This is a genomic window from Ferrovibrio xuzhouensis, assembly GCF_042648965.1.
Lineage (GTDB): Bacteria > Pseudomonadota > Alphaproteobacteria > Ferrovibrionales > Ferrovibrionaceae > Ferrovibrio > Ferrovibrio xuzhouensis.
On sequence record NZ_JBHRYJ010000004.1, the window covers coordinates 67,972 to 87,007 of the forward strand.

Below are 19,036 nucleotides of genomic sequence, written 5' to 3' on the forward strand. Positions count from 1 at the left end.
CCGTTAGCTGAAGCGGTCTTCCGGCGCCGGCTCCAGCGGGAAGGCGGCGACCAGCAGCATGCGGACATCCTCGCCGCCGGCGGTCAGCGGCAGGGCCAGCCGCTCCCAGCTGCGCTCGACCTGCCAGGCCGAGCGCTTGTCGCGCGAGGTATAGTCGAAGGTGGCGGTATAGCGCCGCGACATCGGCATCCGGCTGTGCACCACGGCGTCATATTCGGTGCGCAGCAGCTCGGCCTGCTTCTCGGGCAGGCCACTGACCTGCTTGCCGGTCATATCGACCTTGAACTGGTTGACGAAGGTCGAGCCGTAGAGCCGGTAGATATAGTCGCCGTCGTCCTTGCGCTCGACCAGCATCAGGTTGCCGAGCCAGGGCTTCATCTCGATGGGGTCGATATCGGCACGGTCGGGCATCGAGCGGCCCGCACGCTTGCCCGCCCAGTAGGCGTAAAGCGCCTGGAGCGTATCCAGCGACAGCTGCGGTGCGCCTTCCAGCATGCGGCCCATGACGTCCCGACCATCCCCCGTGGCGAAGCGAATCGGTGGAAATCCACTATATCCGGTGTTTCGCTGAACAAGTTAACGCAAAATCAGGGGATTGTCAGCCCGGGCAGGGAGTCGCAGGGCGGATTTCTGCCGGCACTGGCTGGCCGGTCCGCCGGCAGGCTAGTCTCGCCGCACAATAAAGTTCGGGAGGAGAGTCGGCGTATGAGCAGCGGTACGAACAAAGTGGCTTTGGTGACCGGCGCGGCGCGCGGTCTGGGTCTGGCGACGGCCACGAAGTTTCTCGCCGATGGCTGGCAGGTGGCGATGCTGGATCTCCTTGGCGACACCCTGCGGGCCGCGGCGCAGGGACTTGGCCGGCCGGAAGCCGTGCTGGCCATCGAAACCGATGTCACCGATCCCGCCGCCGTGCAGGCGGCGGTCCGCCAGGTGAAGGACCGCTTCGGCCGCATCGATGCGCTGGTCAACAATGCCGGCATCGCCATCTTCAAGCCGATCCTCGACGTGACCCTGGAGGACTGGCAGCGCGTCATGGCGGTGAACCTGACCGGCCCCTTCATGATGGTGCAGGCGGTGGCGCCGATCATGCGCGACCAGGGCGGCGGCGCCATCGTCAACATCACGTCCATTTCCGGCCTGCGCGCCTCGACGCTGCGCGTCGCCTATGGCACCAGCAAGGCGGGCCTCGCGCATCTGACCAAGCAGCAGGCCGCCGAGCTTGGCGAATACGGCATCCGGGTGAATGCCGTGGCGCCGGGCCCGGTGGATACCGCCATGGCCAAGGCGGTGCACACACCGGAAATCCGCGCCGACTATCACGACCACATCCCGCTCAACCGCTACGGTCGCGAAAGCGAACTGGCCAATGCGATCTGCTTCCTCGCCGGCAGCGACGCGAGCTACATCACCGGGCAGGTGCTCTGCGTCGACGGCGGCTTCGATTCCACCGGCATCGGCCTGCCGACCCTGCGGGGTCAGCGGAAGAACAGCTGATATTTAGTGGATAGGCGAACCGATGAAGCATCGATACTGGATTTATCCGCTCTTCATCCTAGCCGTATATATTGGTGGATATCGTTCTGCCAAATGGGATGAAATCGAAGAGGAAAAGTCGGGGGGAGACTTGGCTCGTAAATTTCTAGAATACCGCCCCAGAAGTTTGAAAGCTTTTACGGTCCAGTTATAAACCGCGGCGTTGGGCCCTGGTGGCTTGGCGGCACGTTACCCATGTACACTTGGCGTGGCAAATTCGAGGGCGTTGAAATTCAGATGACGGCTTCACTAGAGGAAAATTGGGTGTGCCTCGACGAAGTCGCTCCAGACGGTCACCATAAAAAAAATTGTTTGCGACGACTATCGGCAATAGTCACCGATTATCTCCAAAAGCGCCTTGGGATATGCGGGCCTATTACACGCTCCGGTCGGCCGGCCGAATTACAAACATATAGGCGGTGCGAGCAGAATCACGCCCGCCCGCAGCAGTGCTTGAACTTCCTGCCTGAGCCGCAGGGGCAGGGGTCGTTGCGGCCGGGCTTTTTCGCCGGCTGCACAGCGGTCTCGCCGTCGACATAGACCCAGTTGCCGTCTGCCGCGTCGCGGCGGAAGCGTGAGCGTTCGTGCAGCGCGCTGGCCCGGCCTTGCGATTGGAAGCGAGCGACGAATTCCACGATGCCGCTGCTGTCATCCGCGCCGCCATCAACCGTGTCGAGGATCTCCAGCCCCAGCCATTGTGTCTCGCGCATGCCGGCGCTGACATCGGCGGCATCGAAGCCGGCGCGATGTTCTGGCGCCAGAGTGCGCGCCAGATGCGCGACATCGCCGCGCGCGTAAGCCGTATAGCGCGAGCGCATCAGCGCCAGCGCGGTCGGCGCCGGCGTGCCGGCCAGGATCGGCCCGCAGCAGGCCTCGAAAGACAGGCCGGACTGGCAGGGGCAGAGGATCATTGCGTGGAGAGCATTACGCCGGCTTTTCGTGCGTCTCGGCCGGGCGCGCGAACTGCGGGAAGTTCGGGTGCGGCGCCAGCGGGATCACGTTGATATCGGTGAAGCAGGGATAGAGCGGCAGGGCGCGCAACTGTGCCGAGACGGCATCGCCGTCAGGCAGGTTCCACAGCACGATGGTGCCCAGCGCGTTGCTGCGGCGCCAGATGCCGACCAGCTGGCCCTTGGCGAGCATGTTTTCCGAGGCGCGCCATTCCGCCTGCACCAGGTCCGGCAGCTTGTCGCCGGCGCGGGCATATTCGATGCGCACGTCGACCATATGCAGGATGCTGTCGGGCTTCGGCTTGCTGTCGGGCTTTTCGTGGAAACTGGCGCCGCGGGCGAACTGCGGGAAATTCGGATGCCCGATCAGCGGCGTGATGGCGACGCCGGTGAAGAAGGGATAGAGCGGCATGGCGCGGACCTGGTTGCCCAGCGCCTCGTGGTTCGGCACGTCGAGGATGAACATGGTGCCCATGCCGTTGGCCTTGCGCCAGATGCCGACGAACTGCCGCTTGTCCAGCAGCTCCTCCTCGACCTTCCATTCGGCTTTCACCAGTTCCTGCGCCTTGTCGCCGAGCGTCGAGAAATTGAACGTCACATCCACCAGAAACAGCATCTGTCTGTCTTCCTCTTTTATGAAGCCGTCATGCCCGGGCTTGGCCCGGGCATCCACGATTTTCCTATTCTCTAATTCTGGACGCGGAAGAGAACCCCTCCACATGGATGGCCGGGTCAAGCCCGGCCATGACAATTATGTGGGGAATGACGAGAGAGCCCTAATCCACGATCCGTTTTTTCACGAAGCTGCCCGGCGCATCCTCGATCACCTTCAGCTTGCCGTCGCCGGGCTGGCGCGCCGGCACTTTCGCGCCGGACTTCTTCGACAGCCACTTGTCCCAGTCGTCCCACCACGAACCGGGGTATTCCTTGGCGCCCGCGGTCCACGCCTCGACATCGGCCGGGTTGGTCTTGGTGTCGTTCAGCCAGTGCTGGTACTTCTTCGCCTTCGGATGGTTGATCACGCCGGCGATATGCCCCGAGCCGGCCAGCATGAAGCGCACCGGCCCGCCATAGAGATGCGTCGCCTTGTAGACCGAGCGGTAGGGCGCGATATGGTCCTCGCGGCTGGCCTGCAGGTAGACGGGAATTTTGATCTTGCCGAGGTCGAGCCGCTCACCGGCCAGTTCCAGCTTGCCCGGCTGCGACAGCAGGTTCTTCTGGTACATGTTGCGCAGGTAGAAGCCGTGCATCTTGGCCGGCATGCGGGTGCAGTCGGAATTCCAGTACAGCAGGTCGAAGGGGAAAGGCTCCTTGCCCAGCAGGTAGTTGTTGACGACAAACGACCAGATCAGGTCATTGGCGCGCAGCATGTTGAAGGTGGTCGCCATCTCGCCGCCGTCGAGATAGCCCTTTTCGGCCATCAGGCTGTCGAGATATTTGAGGGTATCCTCGTCGGTGAAGACGCTGAGCTCGCCGGCCTCGGTGAAATCGACCTGGGCGGCGAAGAAGGTGACCGCCTTGATACGGTCGTCGCCTTTCGCCGCCATCCAGGCGAGCGTCGAGGCCATCAGCGTGCCGCCGATGCAGTAGCCGATCGCGGTGACCTCGTCCTCGTCGGTGGCCTTCTTCACCGCGTCGAGGCCGTCGAGGATGCCCTCGCGCATGTAGCTCTCGAAGGTCTTGTCGACCATGGTCGCGTCGGGCTGGTTCCATGATACGACAAAGACCGTGTAGCCCTTTTCCAGCATCCAGCGGATGAAGGAATTTTCCGGCTTGAGGTCGAGGATGTAGAACTTGTTGATCCACGGCGGCACGATGTACAGCGGCCGCCTGTACACCTGCTCGGTCACCGGCGTGTACTGGATCAGCTGCATCAGGTCGTTCTGGTAGACCACCTTGCCCGGGGTCGCGGCGATGTTGCGGCCGACCTCGAAGGCCTTCTCGTCCACCATCCTGATGTTCAGCTTGCCCTTGCCGCGCTCGAGGTCGTCGAGCAGGTTCTCGAGGCCCTTCACCAGGTTCTCGCCGTTGCTTTCGGCGGTGGCGCGCAGCACTTCCGGGTTGGTCAGCAGGAAATTCGACGGCGACATCGCATCGACGAACTGCCGGGTGTAGAAATCCACCTTGCGGGCGACCTTCGGGTCGATGCCGTCGGCCTGCCTGACCGTGTCCTTCATCCACCGGGCGGTCAGCAGGTAGGACTGCTTGAAATAGTCGAAAACGGCGCTTTCCTGCCAGGCGGGGTCCTTGAAGCGCTTGTCGCCCTTGTCCGGCTCGATCAGCGGCTTGCTTTCCTTGCCGAGGAAGCGGTCGGCCGCATTGGCCCAGAGGGTGGCGTAATCCTGCCAGAAACGGACCTGCGCCTCGACCAGCCGCTCGGGGTCGGCCATCAGGTTGGCGGTCATCGCCATGAAGGCGCCGGTCAGGTTCAGGGGGTCCGGATTGGCCGGGGCCGTCTCGTTTTGCTGGTGGCTGGCAAATTCGCTGAGCAACTTCTGGCTGCGCTCGGCAATCCGCGTCCAGTTCTCCGCCCAGACGGCCGGATCAGGGAGTTTGCCGTCACTGTCCGGTTGCTTCGCCATCCGACAGTCCTTATTCTCGGGGCCCGTTTCCTCAGCCGTACGAATCAGGCACTTGCGCGGATTTGCACGACGTGATCTGAGGTTACGGGATCAGGATTGGACCCGCAAGGCCGCGAGTCGGAAAGACGGATGGCCATGTGGCAGGCAGAGTTTCAGGGGGATTGTGACATGGCAGGCATCGGCTGGGCTTCCGCCGGAAAGGCGCTGCGGGGCATGGATCGCATGCGCGGTGCAACCGTGGCGGCTCTGCTCGTGACGATGCTGGGTCTCGGCGCCTGTTCGTCCGTACCCGGCTGGGCCGACCCGACCCAGTGGTTCGCCGGCGACGACGCGCCGACGACCTCGCCGGATACTGCCGAGAAGGCCGCCACCGCCGAGAAGGATGCCCGTTTCCCGAACCTGTCCCGGGTGCCGCCGCGGCCGGTGGAGCAGACCAGCGACACGGACAAGAACCGGGCCCTGAACACCCTGGCCGCCGACAGCCAGAATGCCCGCCATACCGACGAGGAACTGCGCGCCCGCCCGGCCGACAGCACCACGCCGCCGCCGGCACCGAAGCCGCCGGTAAGCCAGCTGCCCACAGCCCAGCCCCAGCAGCAGGTGGCGCAGGCCGCCCCAGTGCAGCAGCCTGCCGGGCAGCAGCCTGCCGGGCAGCAGCCTGCCGCGCAGCAATCCGTGACCCTGCAGCCGCCGGCCCCGACCGCGCCGCAGAATACGGCTCCGCCGCAGGCCCCGGCCGGCGGCACGGCCGACACCTTCGCCCAGAGTCTGGCGCAGTCTTCGGCGACGACTTTGCCGCCCAACCTGGCCCAGAGCCAGCCGGCCCCGGCCGGTGCCGCCCCCGGTCAGCCGGCCTTTGCGGCCGGCAGCGCCGTGCCCGGCAGCAGCCAGCTTCTGGCGGTGGTCCGCTTCAGCAACGGCGAGACCAGCCTGGGCAGCGACGACAAGGCCCTGATCCGCAAGGTCGCCGAGTATTACAAGGGCGTCGGCGGCAAGGGCAGCCTGCAGGTGGTCGGCTTCGCCTCCAGCCGGACCGGCGACATGGAAGCCACCAGCCACCGCCAGCTCAATTACGCCCTGTCACAGAAGCGGGCCGACGCCGTGGCCGCCGAGCTGCGCCGCCGCGGGGTCGACCGAGCTAGCATCCGGGCCGAAGCCCGGGCCGACTCAGCGCCGGTTTATTACGAAGCCATGCCGCGCGCCGAGGACTATAACCGCCGGGTTGAAATCTATCTCGTGAACTGAGCGGATTTCAGCCAAGCCGGTTTTCGGCTACAAAGGGCGGGGGCGCGGGGCGAAAAGCTGCCGCGCCTTCGTGCAACTGGACCCCTGTTTTCCCTAGAATCGCTTTCCCTGAATCGTCTCTCTCTGGATCAGACCGATGGATACCGAGTTTTACCGCATCAAGCGCCTGCCGCCCTACGTGTTCGAGGAAGTGAACCGGATGAAGGCCCAGGCCCGCGCCCGCGGTGAGGACATCATCGATTTCGGCATGGGCAACCCGGACAACCCGACCCCGCCGCATATCGTCGCCAAGCTGGTCGAGGCGGCGCAGAACCCGCGTGCCCACCGCTATTCATCGAGCCGCGGCGTGCCCGGCCTGCGCAAGGCGCTGGCCAATTACTACGGCCGCCGCTTCGGCGTTGAGCTCGACCCCGAGAAGGAGGCCATCGTCACGCTGGGTTCCAAGGAGGGCCTCGCCAACCTCGCCATGGCGATCTCGGCCCCGGGCGACACCGTGCTGGCGCCGAACCCGAGCTATCCGATGCATGCCTTCGGCTTCGTCATCGCCGGCGCCAATGTGCGCAGCGTGCCGATCGGCCCGGGCTTCGACTTCTTCGCCGGCCTCGACCGCGCCTATCGCCACAGTGTGCCGGCGCCGATCGCCCTGATCGTCAGCTTCCCGGCCAACCCGACGGCAATGACCGTCGACCTTGCCTTCTACGAGGCGATCATCGACTTCGCCAAGAAGCGCAACATCTGGGTGATCTCGGACCTCGCCTATTCGGAAATCTATTTCGACGGCAACCCGCCGCCCTCGATCCTGCAGGTCAAGGGCGCCAAGGATGTCGCCATCGAATTCACCTCGCTGTCCAAGACCTACAACATGCCGGGCTGGCGCATCGGTTTCGGTGCCGGCAACCCGACCCTGGTCGGCGCGCTGGCGCGGGTGAAGTCGTATCTCGATTACGGTGCCTTCACGCCGATCCAGGTGGCGGCCACCGCGGCGCTGAACGGCCCGCAGGATTGCGTCGAGGAGATCCGCCAGACCTACAAGTCGCGGCGCGACGTGCTGGTGAAGGGGCTGAATGCTGCCGGCTGGGCCATCCCGATGCCGGCGGCCTCGATGTTCTGCTGGGCGCCGATCCCGGAGCGTTACGCCCATCTCGGCTCGGTCGAATTCTCCAAGCTGCTGCTGCGCGAGGCGGAAGTCGCCGTCGCGCCGGGCATCGGCTTCGGCGAATACGGCGACAATTTCGTCCGGCTGGCCTTCGTCGAGAACGAGCACCGCACCCGGCAGGCGGTGAAGAACATCAAACGGCTGCTGGGCACGCCGTCGAACCTGCCGGATGCTGCCGGCGGGAAGGCGGCCGCCAATGGCTAAGGCCGCCGCGGCCCGCCCGGCCGGCGCAGCGAAGGGGATCGGTCTCAGCCTGCCGCCGATGAAGGTCGGCATCGCCGGTCTCGGCGTGGTCGGCGCCGGCGTGGTGCGGCTGCTCGACGAGCATGCCGATGTGCTGGCAGCCCGCATCGGCCGGCCGGTGAAGGTCGTTGCCGTCTCGGCACGCGACAAGCGCAAGAAACGCGACATGCCGAAGGGCGGCTGGCGCTGGTATGCGAAGGCCGAGGAACTGGCGGCCGATCCGGAAGTCGAGGTCGTCGTCGAACTGATCGGCGGTGCCGACGGCACGGCGCGCAATCTGGTCGAGGCGGCGCTGAAGGCCGGCAAGGGCGTGGTCACCGCCAACAAGGCGATGCTGGCCATGCATGGTGCGAAGCTTGCCGCGCTGGCCGAGAAGAACAACGCGCCGCTGGCCTTCGAGGCGGCGGTCGCCGGCGGCATCCCGATCGTCAAGGCGCTGCGCGAGGGCCTGATCGGCAACCGCATCGACAGCATCACCGGGATTCTGAACGGCACCTGCAACTACATCCTCACCGAGATGCGTACCACGGGGCGCGATTTCGGCGAGGTGCTGGCCGAGGCGCAGGCGCTCGGCTATGCCGAGGCCGACCCGAGCTTCGATGTCGACGGCATCGATGCCGCCCACAAGCTGGCGGTGCTGACCTCGCTGGCCTTCAACACGGCGGTGGATTTCCGCGCCGTGCATGTCGAGGGCATCCGTCATGTCTCGGCGCTCGACATCTCGTTCGCCCGCGAATTCGGCTACCGTATCAAGCTGCTGGCGATCGCCCGGCGCACGGCGAAGGGCATCGAACAGCGCGTGCACCCCTGCATGGTGCCGGCCGACACGCCGATCGCCCATGTCGACGGCGTGTTCAACGCGGTGGCCGCCGCCGGCGACTATGTCGGCCCGGTGCTGTTCGAGGGCCGCGGTGCCGGCAGCAACCCGACTGCCTCGGCGGTGGTTGCCGATCTCGCCGACCTCGCCGCCGGGCGCCATGCGCCGGCCTTCGGCGTGCCGGCGGTCAAGCTACACCCGCTGAAAGCGGCGGCGATGGCCGACCATGTCGGCCGCTTCTACATCCGCCTGATCGTGCGCGACCAGCCCGGCGTGCTGGCCGATGTCTCGGCGGTGTTGCGCGACCACAAGATCTCCATCGAGAGCCTGGTGCAGCGCGGCCGCGCCGAGGGCGACAAGCAGCCTGTCGCGGTGGTGCTGATCAGCCACGAGGCGCGCGAGGCCGATATGGCCCGGGCGCTCAAGCGTATCGCCATGCTGCGGTCGGTGCTGCAGCCACCGGCGCTGATCCGCATCGAACAGCTCTGAGCCAGAAGGAGAGCGCATCCATGCCGGCGAAAAAACCCGCAGGCACGGCGAAGCCGAAGGCCGCCGCCCAGGCGGCGGCAGGGCAGACCATCGCCGTCGAGCGCAACCTGACGCTGGAAGCGGTGCGCGTGACCGAGGCGGCGGCGCTGGCGGCCGCGCGGCTGGCCGGGCTGGGCGACGAGATCGCCGCCGATCAGGCCGCCGTCGATGCCATGCGCAAGGCGCTCAACGATCTGAACATCGCCGGCACCATCGTGATCGGCGAGGGTGAGCGCGACGAGACGCCGATGCTCTATGTCGGCGAGACGGTCGGTACCGGCAAGGGGCCGCGCATCGACATCGCGCTCGACCCGCTGGAAGGCTCGTCGCTGACCGCCAAGGGCGGCAACAACGCGCTGACCGTGATCGCCTTTGCCAATGCCGGCTGCTTCCTCAATGCGCCGGATATCTACATGGACAAGATCGCCGTCGGCGGCGGCCTGCCCGACGGCGTGGTCGAACTTGATGCCGCGCCGGCCGACAACCTCGCCAGGCTGGCCGCAGCCAAGGGCGTCGCCGTCTCCGACCTGACTGCCTGCATCCTCGACCGGCCGCGCCATGCCGACCTGATCCAGCAGGTGCGCAATGCCGGCGCCCGCGTGGTGCTGATTTCCGACGGCGACATCGCCGGCATCATCGCGACCACCGATCCGGCCACCGGTATCGATATCTACATCGGTTCCGGCGGCGCGCCGGAAGGCGTGCTGGCGGCGGCGGCCCTGCGCTGCATCGGCGGCCAGATGCAGGCCCGGCTGATGTTCCGCAACGAGGACGAGCGAAGCCGCGCCCGCCAGCTCGGCATCGAGAAGCTCGACCGCAAATACAGCCTGACCGACCTTGCCACCGGCGACGTGATCTTCGCCGCCACGGGTGTGACCGACGGCAGCCTGCTGCAGGGCGTGAAACGCGTGCCCGGCGGCCATCGCGTGCAGTCGGTGGTGATGCGCTCGCAGACCGGCACCATCCGCCGCATCGAGGCGGTGATCCGCCCGCAGCCATAGCGGCCATGAACGCGGTCGCCGACGCCCCCTTCCTCGGTATCGCCAGCTCGCTGCAGGGCCGGCGCTGGCGCCTGCGCAATACCGACGAGCGGCTGGCGCTGGCGCTGGCGCAACGCGCCGGCCTGCCCGAGGTGCTGGGCCGCGTGCTGGCCGGCCGTGGCATCGACATCGACGCGCTCGACGACCATCTCAATCCCAGCTTACGCCGCCTGCTGCCCGATCCGTCGCGCTTCCACGACATGGATGCCGCCGCCGACCGGCTGGCCTCGGCCATCATCGCCGATGAGAGGGTCGCCGTGTTCGGCGACTACGACGTCGACGGCGCCACATCCTCGGCCCTGCTCAACCGTTTCTTTGGCGCGCTCGACCGCCGCCTGCGTGTCTATATCCCCGACCGCCTGAAGGAGGGCTACGGCCCCAATGCGCCGGCCCTGCGCAAGCTGGCGGGCGAGGGCGTCAGGCTGGTGGTCACCGTCGATTGCGGCACGCTGGCCTTTGCGGCGCTGGAAGATGCCGCCGCCGCCGGGCTGGACGTGGTGGTGGTCGATCACCATCTGGCCGAACCGGACCTGCCGCGCGCCATCGCCGTGATCAACCCGAACCGGCTGGACGAGCCGGCCGGCTTCGGCCAGCTCGCCGCCGTCGGTGTCGCCTTCCTGCTGGTGGTCGCCACCAACCGCCGCCTGCGCGCGCGCGGCTTCTACAGCGATGCGCGGCCGGAACCAGACCTGCTCGGCTGGCTTGATCTTGTCGCGCTCGGTACCGTCTGCGACGTGGTGCCGCTGACCGGCATCAACCGCGCGCTGGTCACCCAGGGCATCAAGATCCTGCGCAGCCGGCGCAATGCCGGGCTGGCCGCGCTGGCCGATGTGGCGGGCCTGAGCGAGCCGGCCGGCGCCTATCATCTCGGCTTCCTGCTCGGGCCGCGGGTCAATGCCGGCGGCCGTGTCGGCCAGGCCGATCTCGGCACCCGGCTGCTGTCCTGCGACGATGCCCGCGAAGCCGGCGTGATGGCCGCCGAACTCGACCGCTACAACCGCGAGCGGCAGGAGATCGAGGCCGCCGTGCTGGCCGAGGCGATGGCGGAATTCGAGCATGTGCCTGATGACGTCCCGCTGGCGCTGGTGGCCCGTGCCGGCTGGCATCCCGGGGTGATCGGCATCGTCGCTGCCCGCATCCGCGAAGCGGCCGGCCGGCCGAGTTTTGTCATCGCGCTGGATGATGAAACGGGCCTCGGCAAGGGCTCCGGCCGCTCGATCCCCGGTGTCGATCTCGGCGCCGCCGTGGTGGCGGCCGGGCAGGCGGGCCTGCTGGTCAATGGCGGCGGCCACGCCATGGCGGCCGGCCTGACCGTCGAGGCCGCGAAGCTCAACGAGCTGAAAGCCTTCCTCAACGAGCGGCTGGCCGGCGCGGTGGCGGCGGCCGGCGCCTCGGCCAGCCTCGGCATCGACGGCGCGCTCGGCATCGGCGGCGCCACTGCCGATCTCTGCGACCAGCTCGAGACGCTCGGCCCCTATGGCTCGGGCAACCCGGAACCGCGCTTCGCCCTGCCGGCGGTGCGCGTCATCCAGGCCGATGTGGTGGGCGAAAAGCATGTGCGCTGCCTGTTGACCGCCGCCGATGGCGGCGGACCGCGGCTCCGCGCCATCGCCTTCCGCTCGATCGAGGCGCCGCTGGGCGCCGCGCTGCTGCACGCCCGCCAGACCGGCGCGCCGCTGCATGTCGCCGGCCACCTGCGCGCCGATCACTGGCGCGGCGAACGCCGGGTGCAGTTCGTGCTGGAGGATGCCGCGCGGCCGGTTGGCTGATGGCGGCGGGCTAAGACGTCCGCTCAGCCTTTCGGCGCGGCGTGGATCGGGTCGACCCAGAATACCGATTCGGGCTTTTCCACCACCTCGATGTCGAGATTGACCACCACGGGGTCCTGGCCTGAGCGCACCAGCACGCATTCCAGCGTCTCGTCGGTGCTGGCGTTGATCTCCTGGTGCGGCACATAGGGCGGCACGAAGATAAAATCGCCGGGGCCGGCCTCGGCGGTGAATTCCAGGTTGTTGCCCCAGCGCATGCGCGCCTTGCCCTTGACCACGTAGATCACGCTTTCCAGGTCGCCATGGTGATGTGCGCCGGTCTTGGCATCGGGGTGGATATGCACGGTGCCGGCCCAGATCTTCTGGGCGCCGTTGCGGGCATGATTGATCGCGGTGGCGCGGTTCATGCCGGCGGTCTTGCCGGCGGTGGTCGGGTCGAGCTGGTCGCCCGGGATCACCTGCACGCCGTCATGTTTCCAGTCGGTGTGATGCTGATGGTCGTGGCCCATGACGCTGCTCCTGACGCTTGTGCGGTGCTGATCCGGCGATGGTAGGCAGCGCCCCCCGCCGCGGCAAGGGTCGGGGGCCGGCCAAGGGGCCGAGGAGGCGGGCTAACCCCCCGATTTCATTGGCCGGCTGGCCGATGTCCCGGGGTAACCCGAAGCGCTTGATTTGTGTAGGAGAACCCGGTACACAGCCCTCCGCCGTGCCGCTTTTCAGCGGCGCCGCCAGGCCGACCCCATCGTCTAGAGGCCTAGGACGTCACCCTTTCACGGTGAAGACACGGGTTCGACTCCCGTTGGGGTCGCCAATACGGCGCAAGCTCCTCATCTCGTTGGTTTCGTTGTCACTTTCTGCACCAAGGTGTACGAAAGGGTAAACGAAACGTGCGAGTCCTCGTGAAGTACATAGGCACAAATAAGAACGGTAATCTCACTTATCGCCGTGAATTGCCCGAACACCTACAGCGTGCGCTTGGCCGGAAGAACTTCATTCGGTCATTCGGGACCCAAGACGCAGCCGAAGCTTTACCTCGCTACAACGAATATCATCAATGGGTCGAGGAGCAGATCGCTGCGGTCTCAACTGGCGCGCAGATTGTCTCCGTCGAAGAGGCGAAGGCAATTGCAGAGCGTTGGTACCTCGAAGCCTCCAAAGCCGACAGAGCCAAGCGCCATATAGCGGACTATCCGGACGATGGCCGCGCCACTCCTGATGACGAACTTGGCGGCTTCTCGATCTATTCCACCAGTGCTTCGGTGATCTCGACCGAACTTGAGATGGGGAACTTAGCTGTCGTGGAGAAGGAGACCGATGAGGCCCTACGCATCGCAGGCGTCGTGGTGTCGCGCGAGAGCAATAGCTGGCTAAGGGTCTCCGCTGCCGTAGGGGCTAAGGTAGTGCGGCATCTCCTCAGGCAGGAAGCTAGAGGCGGGGGGGATTGGAGCGAAGCCGACAAGCCTGTCCGGTCCATCGGCGTGTCCTTGACTGAACTGAAAGATCGGTGGGCACGCACTCAGCCCAACAAGAAGACAGTGGGTGAAGCGACTAAGACTGTGGGCGAGTTCATTGCTCTGGCCGGGCCGGTCTCAGCCGACAAGATCACTACCAAGAATGTGGCTGACTACCGAGACGACCGCTTGGCTAAGGGCAACAAGCCTCAGACCGTAACCAAGAAGGTCGGGTTCCCCATTTCTCTGCTAAAGGAGGCCCTTGACCGGATCACTTACAAAGAGGTGGATTTAGGGGGAGTTTCTTGGAGGATGTGAAAAGCAGAGAAGCGGGATAGTTCGGGCAGGCAATGGGCAGGAGCTATTGGGGGTGGACATGGCAGAAGAGAATAAAGAAGGCGCAATCCCACGACGGCCCTCAATGGACACAAGGACGCCTGATCCAAGAACTACACTGCCAGCGCCTTTCTCTCTACGGACTAAACCGACCGAGAAATGCGACAGATGCTCTAGGATCACGTCAGCGATGTCATATCCACCCATTTCCGCCCCACCCCGTTGGAAGTGTAAAAGCAGTATCAAGATCGGAGACTAATCGAGAAGACGGCAGGCTTCCTAGCGTAGGGAAGGTGACCAAGTTGTTGTGAGCAAAGGGGCTTGCGAGGGTGTACGACTAGGTGTACGAGGGATGCCAAGTGACAGATAAGTGACGGCGCTATATCAATGACTTAAAGGGCGCATCCCGATTGGGGATGTAGTCCCGTTGGGGTCGCCAATACGGCGCAAGCTCCTCATCTCGTTCGGCAGCAGACGGCCATACTTGCCTTCTCGCGCCAGTTATAATCGCCGCACCCGCCTCAACCTGACGCAGCACACAGGCAAGCTGCGTCGCGCTGAACCGCAACGCTTTCATGGCATCCCCCTGCTCCGGCCCATGGGTCATAAGGGCATCTTGCAGTGATTCGCGGCCGATTTCCGGGGGAGCAGGGCACGACCGGTCGTTCGCTGCATCACTGGTTTTTTACAGGCGGGGAGACTGGGTGGTTTGTAACGCAAATGTAACGGAGCGGCGGCGCCGGTTGGATATAGTGCGGCGCAGGAATCTTATGTCCATATCTTATATCTATCTGCAAATTTCCCCGCGCCCGGAAGATACAGGAGACCATGCCCGTGAACGTGACTAAAACGAGAATCAGCGAATTGAAGGACAAGGTCTTCGAGGCCGACAAGAAAATTTCCGACTTCGCCTTCAACAAGGAAGTGGCGACCGTCTTCGACGACATGGTCAGCCGCTCCGTACCCTATTACGACGAGATGCAGCGCATGACGGTGGAACTGGTGCGCGATTTCGCCGTCGACGACTCCAACATCTACGATATCGGTTGTGCCACCGGCACGACCATGGCACTGATCGATCGCTCTATCGGTGAGACCAAGGCCAATCTTGTCGGCATCGACAATTCCCAGGAAATGCTGGACCAGGCGCGCGAAAAGCTCAACCTGCTGGGCCTTCGCCACCCCTACGAGCTGCAGTGTGCCGACATCCACGAGGACCTGGCGATTGAAAACGCCTCCGTCGTCGCCATGCTGCTGACCCTGCAGTTTGCCCGCCCGCTCTTGCGCGAGCGCATCGTGCAGAAAATCTGCAATGGCATCCGCGACAACGGCTGTCTGCTGCTGATCGAGAAAATCACCTCCGAGAATACCTTCTTCAATCGCCTGTTCATCGACCACTACTACGACTTCAAGCGGCGCAACGGCTATTCCGAGATGGAAATCGCCAGGAAGCGCGAGGCGCTGGAGAACGTGCTGATCCCCTACCGGCTGGAGGAGAACGTCAAGCTGCTGAAGAATGCCGGTTTCCGTCACGTGGAAGTATTCTTCCGCTGGTACAACTTCTGCGGCCTGGTTGCGACAAAATGAGCGACAGCGCGACACCGCAGAAGAATGCCTGGATCAGGGTCGGTGATTTCTTCTTCCGCTATCGTAACGCCGCCTTTCCGGTCGTCCTGCTTGGTCTCTTCCTCGCGTTCCAGCCGGCGGGCTCCTATTTCGGCGAGGTAAGCCTCGAGCATTGGACAGACGGGCTGGCCGTTGCCATCACGCTCGTCGGCCTCGTCGTCCGTGCCGCCGTCATCGGCTTCGCCTATATAAAGCGCGGTGGCCTCAACAAGCGCGTCTATGCCGATGGTCTGGTGACCGGAGGCATCTTTGGCGTCTGCCGGAACCCGCTCTACCTCGGCAACATGCTGATTTACGCCGGCGTCTTCCTGATGCACGGGCATCCGGTGGTGGTTGCGCTCGGTATCATCAGCTATTTTCTCATCTACCAGAGCATCATCGCCGCAGAGGAGTTCTTCCTGCGCGGCAAGTTCGGTCAGGCCTATGCCGACTATTGCCGTGCGGTGCCGCGCTGGCTGCCGGGTTTATCGGGCCTGAAAGAATCGACCAGGGGCATGACCTTCAACTTCAGACGCGTCCTGGTAAAGGATTACACCACCGTGGCCAACGCAGCGATGGCGCTGCTGCTGCTGAAGCTGCTGGAAACCTACCACAACGAGCCACGCATCAATTTCGATCAGGCCCTTACGGTCATTCTGCCCGTCGTTGCCCTGGTGCTGGCGACAACCGGCTTCATTGCACTGGCCAAACGCCGCAAGTGGCTGCACGCCTGAGCGACAGTCACGCCCCGGCGCTATGGCTCAGCGTGGCGTCTTCCTCGCGTTCGGCGCGTTTGCGCCGCGCCGCCAGCGCCGCCTCGCTGCGGCGTTTCACCAGTTCGTAGGTGATCGCGCCGGCAAGCGTGACCGCGACGATCAGCACCGCCAGCGCGCTGATCGACGGCGTGGTGCCCTGGCGCACCCGGCCGGCCAGCACGGTGGTGAGCGTCTTGTCGGCGAGGATGGCAAAGGTGGTGGTATTGTAGTTCTCGAAGGATGACAGGAAAGCCAGCACCGAGGCCGAGAGGATCGCCGGCCTGAGAAATGGCAGCAGGATGTGGCGGAATACCTGCGGATGGCTGGCGCCGAGGTCCAGGGCTGCTTCCTCCTGGGCGCGGTCGAAGCGCTGCAGCCGGGCGAGGAAGATCAGCATCGTGTAGGCCGAGATGAAGCTCGCCTGCGACAGCACGGTCAGCACCATGCCGTTATAGAGGAAACGCGTGCCGGTCAGGCCGGTCATCTCGCGCCAGAAGATCACCGTCGAGATGCCGATGATGACGCCGGGCGTCAGCACCGGTGAGACCACCACCAGGTAATAGAAGGCGCGCGCCCTGCGGTAGACCTGGGTCATCAGGATGGCGCCGGCCAGTCCGACCGGCACCGATAGCGCCACCACCAGCACGCCGATCAACAGCGAGTTGCGCAGGCCGTAGACGATGTCGTCGTCGCCGACCAGTGCCGCGAACCATTTCAGGGTGAAGCCCTCGAAGGGGTAAACCTGCGGGTATTCCGAGGCATTGAAGGCGGTCACCCCCATCACCGCCAGTGGCCCGAGCAGATAAGCGAAAAAGGCGGCGATATAGAGCCAGAGAAACAGCCGGATCAGGCCACGGTTCATCATGGCGGCTTTCACCGGGCGATCTCGCCGAGGCCGACCCGGAACAGCCGCAGCACCAGCAGCACGAAGACGATGCAGGCCAGCAGCAGGATGAAGGCATAGGCCGAGCCCTGCTGCCAGTTGAAGGCCTGGTAGAAGCGGTCGTAGACGATCGGGGTGAACCACAGGCTGCGCGGCCCGCCCAGCACCAGCGGGGCGGCCAGCGCGCCGGCGGTCAGCATGAACACCAAGGTGGCGCCGGACGCGATGCCGGGCTTGGCATGGGGCATGACGATGAACAGGTGGATATGCCACCACGGCGCCCCGAGGTCGCGGGCGGCCTCGATCTGGTTGCGGTCGAGGCTCTCGATGGCGTTGTACAGCGAGAACATCATCATCAGCAGGTAGGCATAGGCGAGCCCGGTATAGAGCCCGACGTCGAGGCCGAGGAAGTCGATCGGCGCATCGATCAGGCCGAGTTTCTGCAAGCCGACGTTGAGCAGCCCCTGGCTGGAAAACAGGATGCGGAAGGCAAAGGCGCGCAGCACCTCGTTGACCCAGTAGGGGGTGATCAGCAGCAGCAGGATGACGCGCAGGCGGCGCAGCGGCGCCACCTTGGCGATGTAGAAGGCAAGCGGATAGCAGATCGCGAAATTGAGGATGGTCACCACCACCGAGGCACCGATGGTGAGGAAAAATGCCTTGATATGGGTGACGTTCCACGACGCCGTCGAAGTGGTCGAGCCGAACAGGAAGTAACGGTAGTTCTCCAGCGTGTAGAGATCCTTCGGCCCGCCGGTCTGCACTGGCGGCAGCTTGGGCCGGAACGACAGGTCGACCATGTAGAGCTGCGGCAGCACGATCATGAACACCGTCCACAGGCCGACCGCGGCGACCAGATAGGTCGAGACGCCGATGCCGTTGCGCTGCAGGAACGACATCGGCGCCGAGGCGCCGAGCCGGCGTTTCTCGAGCAGGGCGAGCAGGGTGAAGCCGGCGATCACTGCCACCGGCAGGACGAAGATCAGGATATGGCCGACCGAGCTGTGCATGGCCGCTCAGTCCTCACCGAATCCTTCGCGCGGCAGCACCAGGCCCTCGGCCGGCGCGTAGCCGATCTGCGCCGCGGCGCCGGTCTCGGGCAGCACCGCGCCGCGACCGGCAGTCAGCACCAGCCGGGCCGTGTCGCTTACCCTGCACTGCACGTGGGACATGCTGCCTTCATAGGCGACCTCGCCGATGCGCACGGACATCGTCTCGCTGTCGGCCGGCGGCTGCAGCGACAGGATTTCCGGCCGCACGAACAGCACGGCATCCGAGCCGACCGCTAGGCTGCGGGCATTGCGGCCGCGCAGCGGGCCGACCGGCGTATCCACGGTGGCGATGCCATCGGCGGCGGCGCTCACCTTGCCAATGAAGGCATTGTTCTCGCCAACGAAGGACGCGACGAAGCTGGTGCGCGGGGTCTCGTAGATGCTGCGCCCGTCACCGACCTGTTGGATCACACCGCGGTTCATCACCGCGATGCGGTCCGACATGGTCAGCGCCTCGCCCTGGTCATGGGTGATGTAGATGAAAGTGATGCCGACCCGGCGCTGGATGGCGCGCAGCTCGTTGCGCATATGCTGGCGCAGCTTGAGGTCGAGCGCCGACAGCGGTTCGTCGAGCAGCAGCACCTTGGGTTCGACCGCCAGCGCGCGGGCGATGGCGACGCGCTGCTTCTGGCCGCCGGACAGCTCGCCGACCCGCTTGCCGCCCTGGTCGGGCAGGGCGATCAGGTCGAGCAGGCGGTCGACCGTCTCGCGCTGCTGGCGCCGCGACTGGCTGCGCACGCGCAGACCGTAGGCGATGTTGTCGGCGACGCTCATCATCGGGAACAGCGCCAGGTTCTGGAAGATCAGCGCCGTCGGCCGCTTGTTGGGGCCGATGCCGCGCATGTCGGCGCCGGCCAGCAGGACGCGGCCCTCGGTCGGATCGACGAAGCCGGAGATGGTGCGCAGCAAGGTGGTCTTGCCGCAGCCGGACGGACCGAGAAACGAGAAGAACTCGCCCGGCGCGATGTCGAGCGTGGCATCTTCGACGGCGGTGAAATCGCCGAAACGGACGCTGACGCGATCAAGGGTGACGGCAGCTGTCATGGGAAATGGATGGCAGCGTCAGATGGCAAGATGACGGGTGAAACGGG

17 protein-coding genes and 1 tRNA gene are annotated in these 19,036 nt (G+C 65.2%); 10 read left to right on the plus strand and 8 right to left on the minus strand.

Going from position 1 to position 19,036, the window contains the following annotated elements; genetic code table 11:
- Positions 1–3: 3 nt before the first annotated feature.
- Positions 4–504 (minus strand): PAS domain-containing protein, encoded by a 501-nt coding sequence (locus tag ACFOOQ_RS16830; RefSeq protein WP_379728767.1) that lies wholly within the window; start codon positions 502–504, stop codon positions 4–6.
- A gap of 201 nt (positions 505–705) precedes the next feature.
- Here ACFOOQ_RS16830 and ACFOOQ_RS16835 point away from each other — a divergent pair, with 201 nt between their 5' ends.
- A complete protein-coding gene (locus ACFOOQ_RS16835; RefSeq protein WP_379728768.1) occupies positions 706–1,494 on the plus strand; it encodes an SDR family NAD(P)-dependent oxidoreductase in 789 nt (262 codons plus the stop codon).
- Positions 1,495–1,964: 470 nt separating this feature from the next.
- Here the strand turns inward: ACFOOQ_RS16835 and ACFOOQ_RS16840 are convergent, their stop codons facing one another.
- The 3 genes from ACFOOQ_RS16840 to ACFOOQ_RS16850 form a co-directional block, all read right to left on the minus strand.
- Entirely contained in the window at positions 1,965–2,444 is a 480-nt protein-coding gene (locus ACFOOQ_RS16840) for a YchJ family protein (protein ID WP_379728769.1), read from the minus strand.
- A 13-nt stretch (positions 2,445–2,457) separates the two neighbouring features.
- On the minus strand, positions 2,458–3,099 hold the full coding sequence (locus ACFOOQ_RS16845; protein WP_379728770.1) for a muconolactone Delta-isomerase family protein: 642 nt from the start codon (positions 3,097–3,099) through the stop codon (positions 2,458–2,460).
- Between the two features lie 160 nt (positions 3,100–3,259).
- Positions 3,260–5,065, minus strand: a complete 1,806-nt coding sequence (locus ACFOOQ_RS16850; RefSeq protein ID WP_379728771.1) for a PHA/PHB synthase family protein — start codon at positions 5,063–5,065, stop codon at positions 3,260–3,262.
- 168 nt (positions 5,066–5,233) lie between these two features.
- Here ACFOOQ_RS16850 and ACFOOQ_RS16855 point away from each other — a divergent pair, with 168 nt between their 5' ends.
- The 5 genes from ACFOOQ_RS16855 (at position 5,234) to recJ (ending at position 11,863) form a co-directional block, all read left to right on the plus strand.
- On the plus strand, positions 5,234–6,310 hold the full coding sequence (locus ACFOOQ_RS16855; RefSeq protein WP_379728772.1) for an OmpA family protein: 1,077 nt from the start codon (positions 5,234–5,236) through the stop codon (positions 6,308–6,310).
- Positions 6,311–6,446: 136 nt separating this feature from the next.
- Positions 6,447–7,670, plus strand: coding sequence for an LL-diaminopimelate aminotransferase (locus ACFOOQ_RS16860; RefSeq protein ID WP_379728773.1), 1,224 nt, complete (start codon positions 6,447–6,449; stop codon positions 7,668–7,670).
- A gap of 58 nt (positions 7,671–7,728) precedes the next feature.
- Positions 7,729–9,015, plus strand: a complete 1,287-nt coding sequence (locus tag ACFOOQ_RS16865; protein ID WP_379729144.1) for a homoserine dehydrogenase — start codon at positions 7,729–7,731, stop codon at positions 9,013–9,015.
- A gap of 20 nt (positions 9,016–9,035) precedes the next feature.
- Positions 9,036–10,055 (plus strand): class II fructose-bisphosphatase, encoded by a 1,020-nt coding sequence (glpX, locus tag ACFOOQ_RS16870; protein ID WP_379728774.1) that lies wholly within the window; start codon positions 9,036–9,038, stop codon positions 10,053–10,055.
- Positions 10,056–10,060: 5 nt separating this feature from the next.
- Positions 10,061–11,863: a single-stranded-DNA-specific exonuclease RecJ gene (gene recJ, locus ACFOOQ_RS16875; protein ID WP_379728775.1), complete on the plus strand. Its 1,803-nt coding sequence runs from the start codon at positions 10,061–10,063 to the stop codon at positions 11,861–11,863.
- A gap of 23 nt (positions 11,864–11,886) precedes the next feature.
- Here recJ and ACFOOQ_RS16880 read toward each other — a convergent pair whose 3' ends face one another.
- Positions 11,887–12,372, minus strand: a complete 486-nt coding sequence (locus ACFOOQ_RS16880; protein WP_379728776.1) for a cupin domain-containing protein — start codon at positions 12,370–12,372, stop codon at positions 11,887–11,889.
- Between the two features lie 226 nt (positions 12,373–12,598).
- On the opposite strand from ACFOOQ_RS16880, the gene ACFOOQ_RS16885 reads away from it, so the two are divergent.
- The 4 genes from ACFOOQ_RS16885 (at position 12,599) to ACFOOQ_RS16900 (ending at position 15,989) form a co-directional block, all read left to right on the plus strand.
- A tRNA-Glu gene (locus ACFOOQ_RS16885) sits at positions 12,599–12,674 on the plus strand.
- A 76-nt stretch (positions 12,675–12,750) separates the two neighbouring features.
- On the plus strand, positions 12,751–13,632 hold the full coding sequence (locus tag ACFOOQ_RS16890) for a DUF6538 domain-containing protein (protein ID WP_379728777.1): 882 nt from the start codon (positions 12,751–12,753) through the stop codon (positions 13,630–13,632).
- A gap of 852 nt (positions 13,633–14,484) precedes the next feature.
- Positions 14,485–15,237 (plus strand): carboxy-S-adenosyl-L-methionine synthase CmoA, encoded by a 753-nt coding sequence (cmoA, locus tag ACFOOQ_RS16895; RefSeq protein WP_379728778.1) that lies wholly within the window; start codon positions 14,485–14,487, stop codon positions 15,235–15,237.
- Positions 15,234–15,989 carry a methyltransferase family protein gene (locus ACFOOQ_RS16900; protein ID WP_379728779.1) on the plus strand — a complete coding sequence of 252 codons (756 nt, stop codon included), beginning with the start codon at positions 15,234–15,236 and terminating at the stop codon, positions 15,987–15,989. Before cmoA ends, ACFOOQ_RS16900 begins: the two co-directional genes overlap by 4 nt.
- A gap of 7 nt (positions 15,990–15,996) precedes the next feature.
- Here the strand turns inward: ACFOOQ_RS16900 and ACFOOQ_RS16905 are convergent, their stop codons facing one another.
- The 3 genes from ACFOOQ_RS16905 to ACFOOQ_RS16915 are packed head-to-tail and all read right to left on the minus strand — an operon-like array spanning position 15,997 to position 18,989.
- Positions 15,997–16,875: an ABC transporter permease gene (locus ACFOOQ_RS16905; protein ID WP_379728780.1), complete on the minus strand. Its 879-nt coding sequence runs from the start codon at positions 16,873–16,875 to the stop codon at positions 15,997–15,999.
- Positions 16,876–16,883: 8 nt separating this feature from the next.
- Entirely contained in the window at positions 16,884–17,903 is a 1,020-nt protein-coding gene (locus ACFOOQ_RS16910; protein WP_379728781.1) for an ABC transporter permease, read from the minus strand.
- A 6-nt stretch (positions 17,904–17,909) separates the two neighbouring features.
- A complete protein-coding gene (locus ACFOOQ_RS16915) occupies positions 17,910–18,989 on the minus strand; it encodes an ABC transporter ATP-binding protein (protein ID WP_379728782.1) in 1,080 nt (359 codons plus the stop codon).
- Positions 18,990–19,036 lie beyond the last annotated feature (47 nt).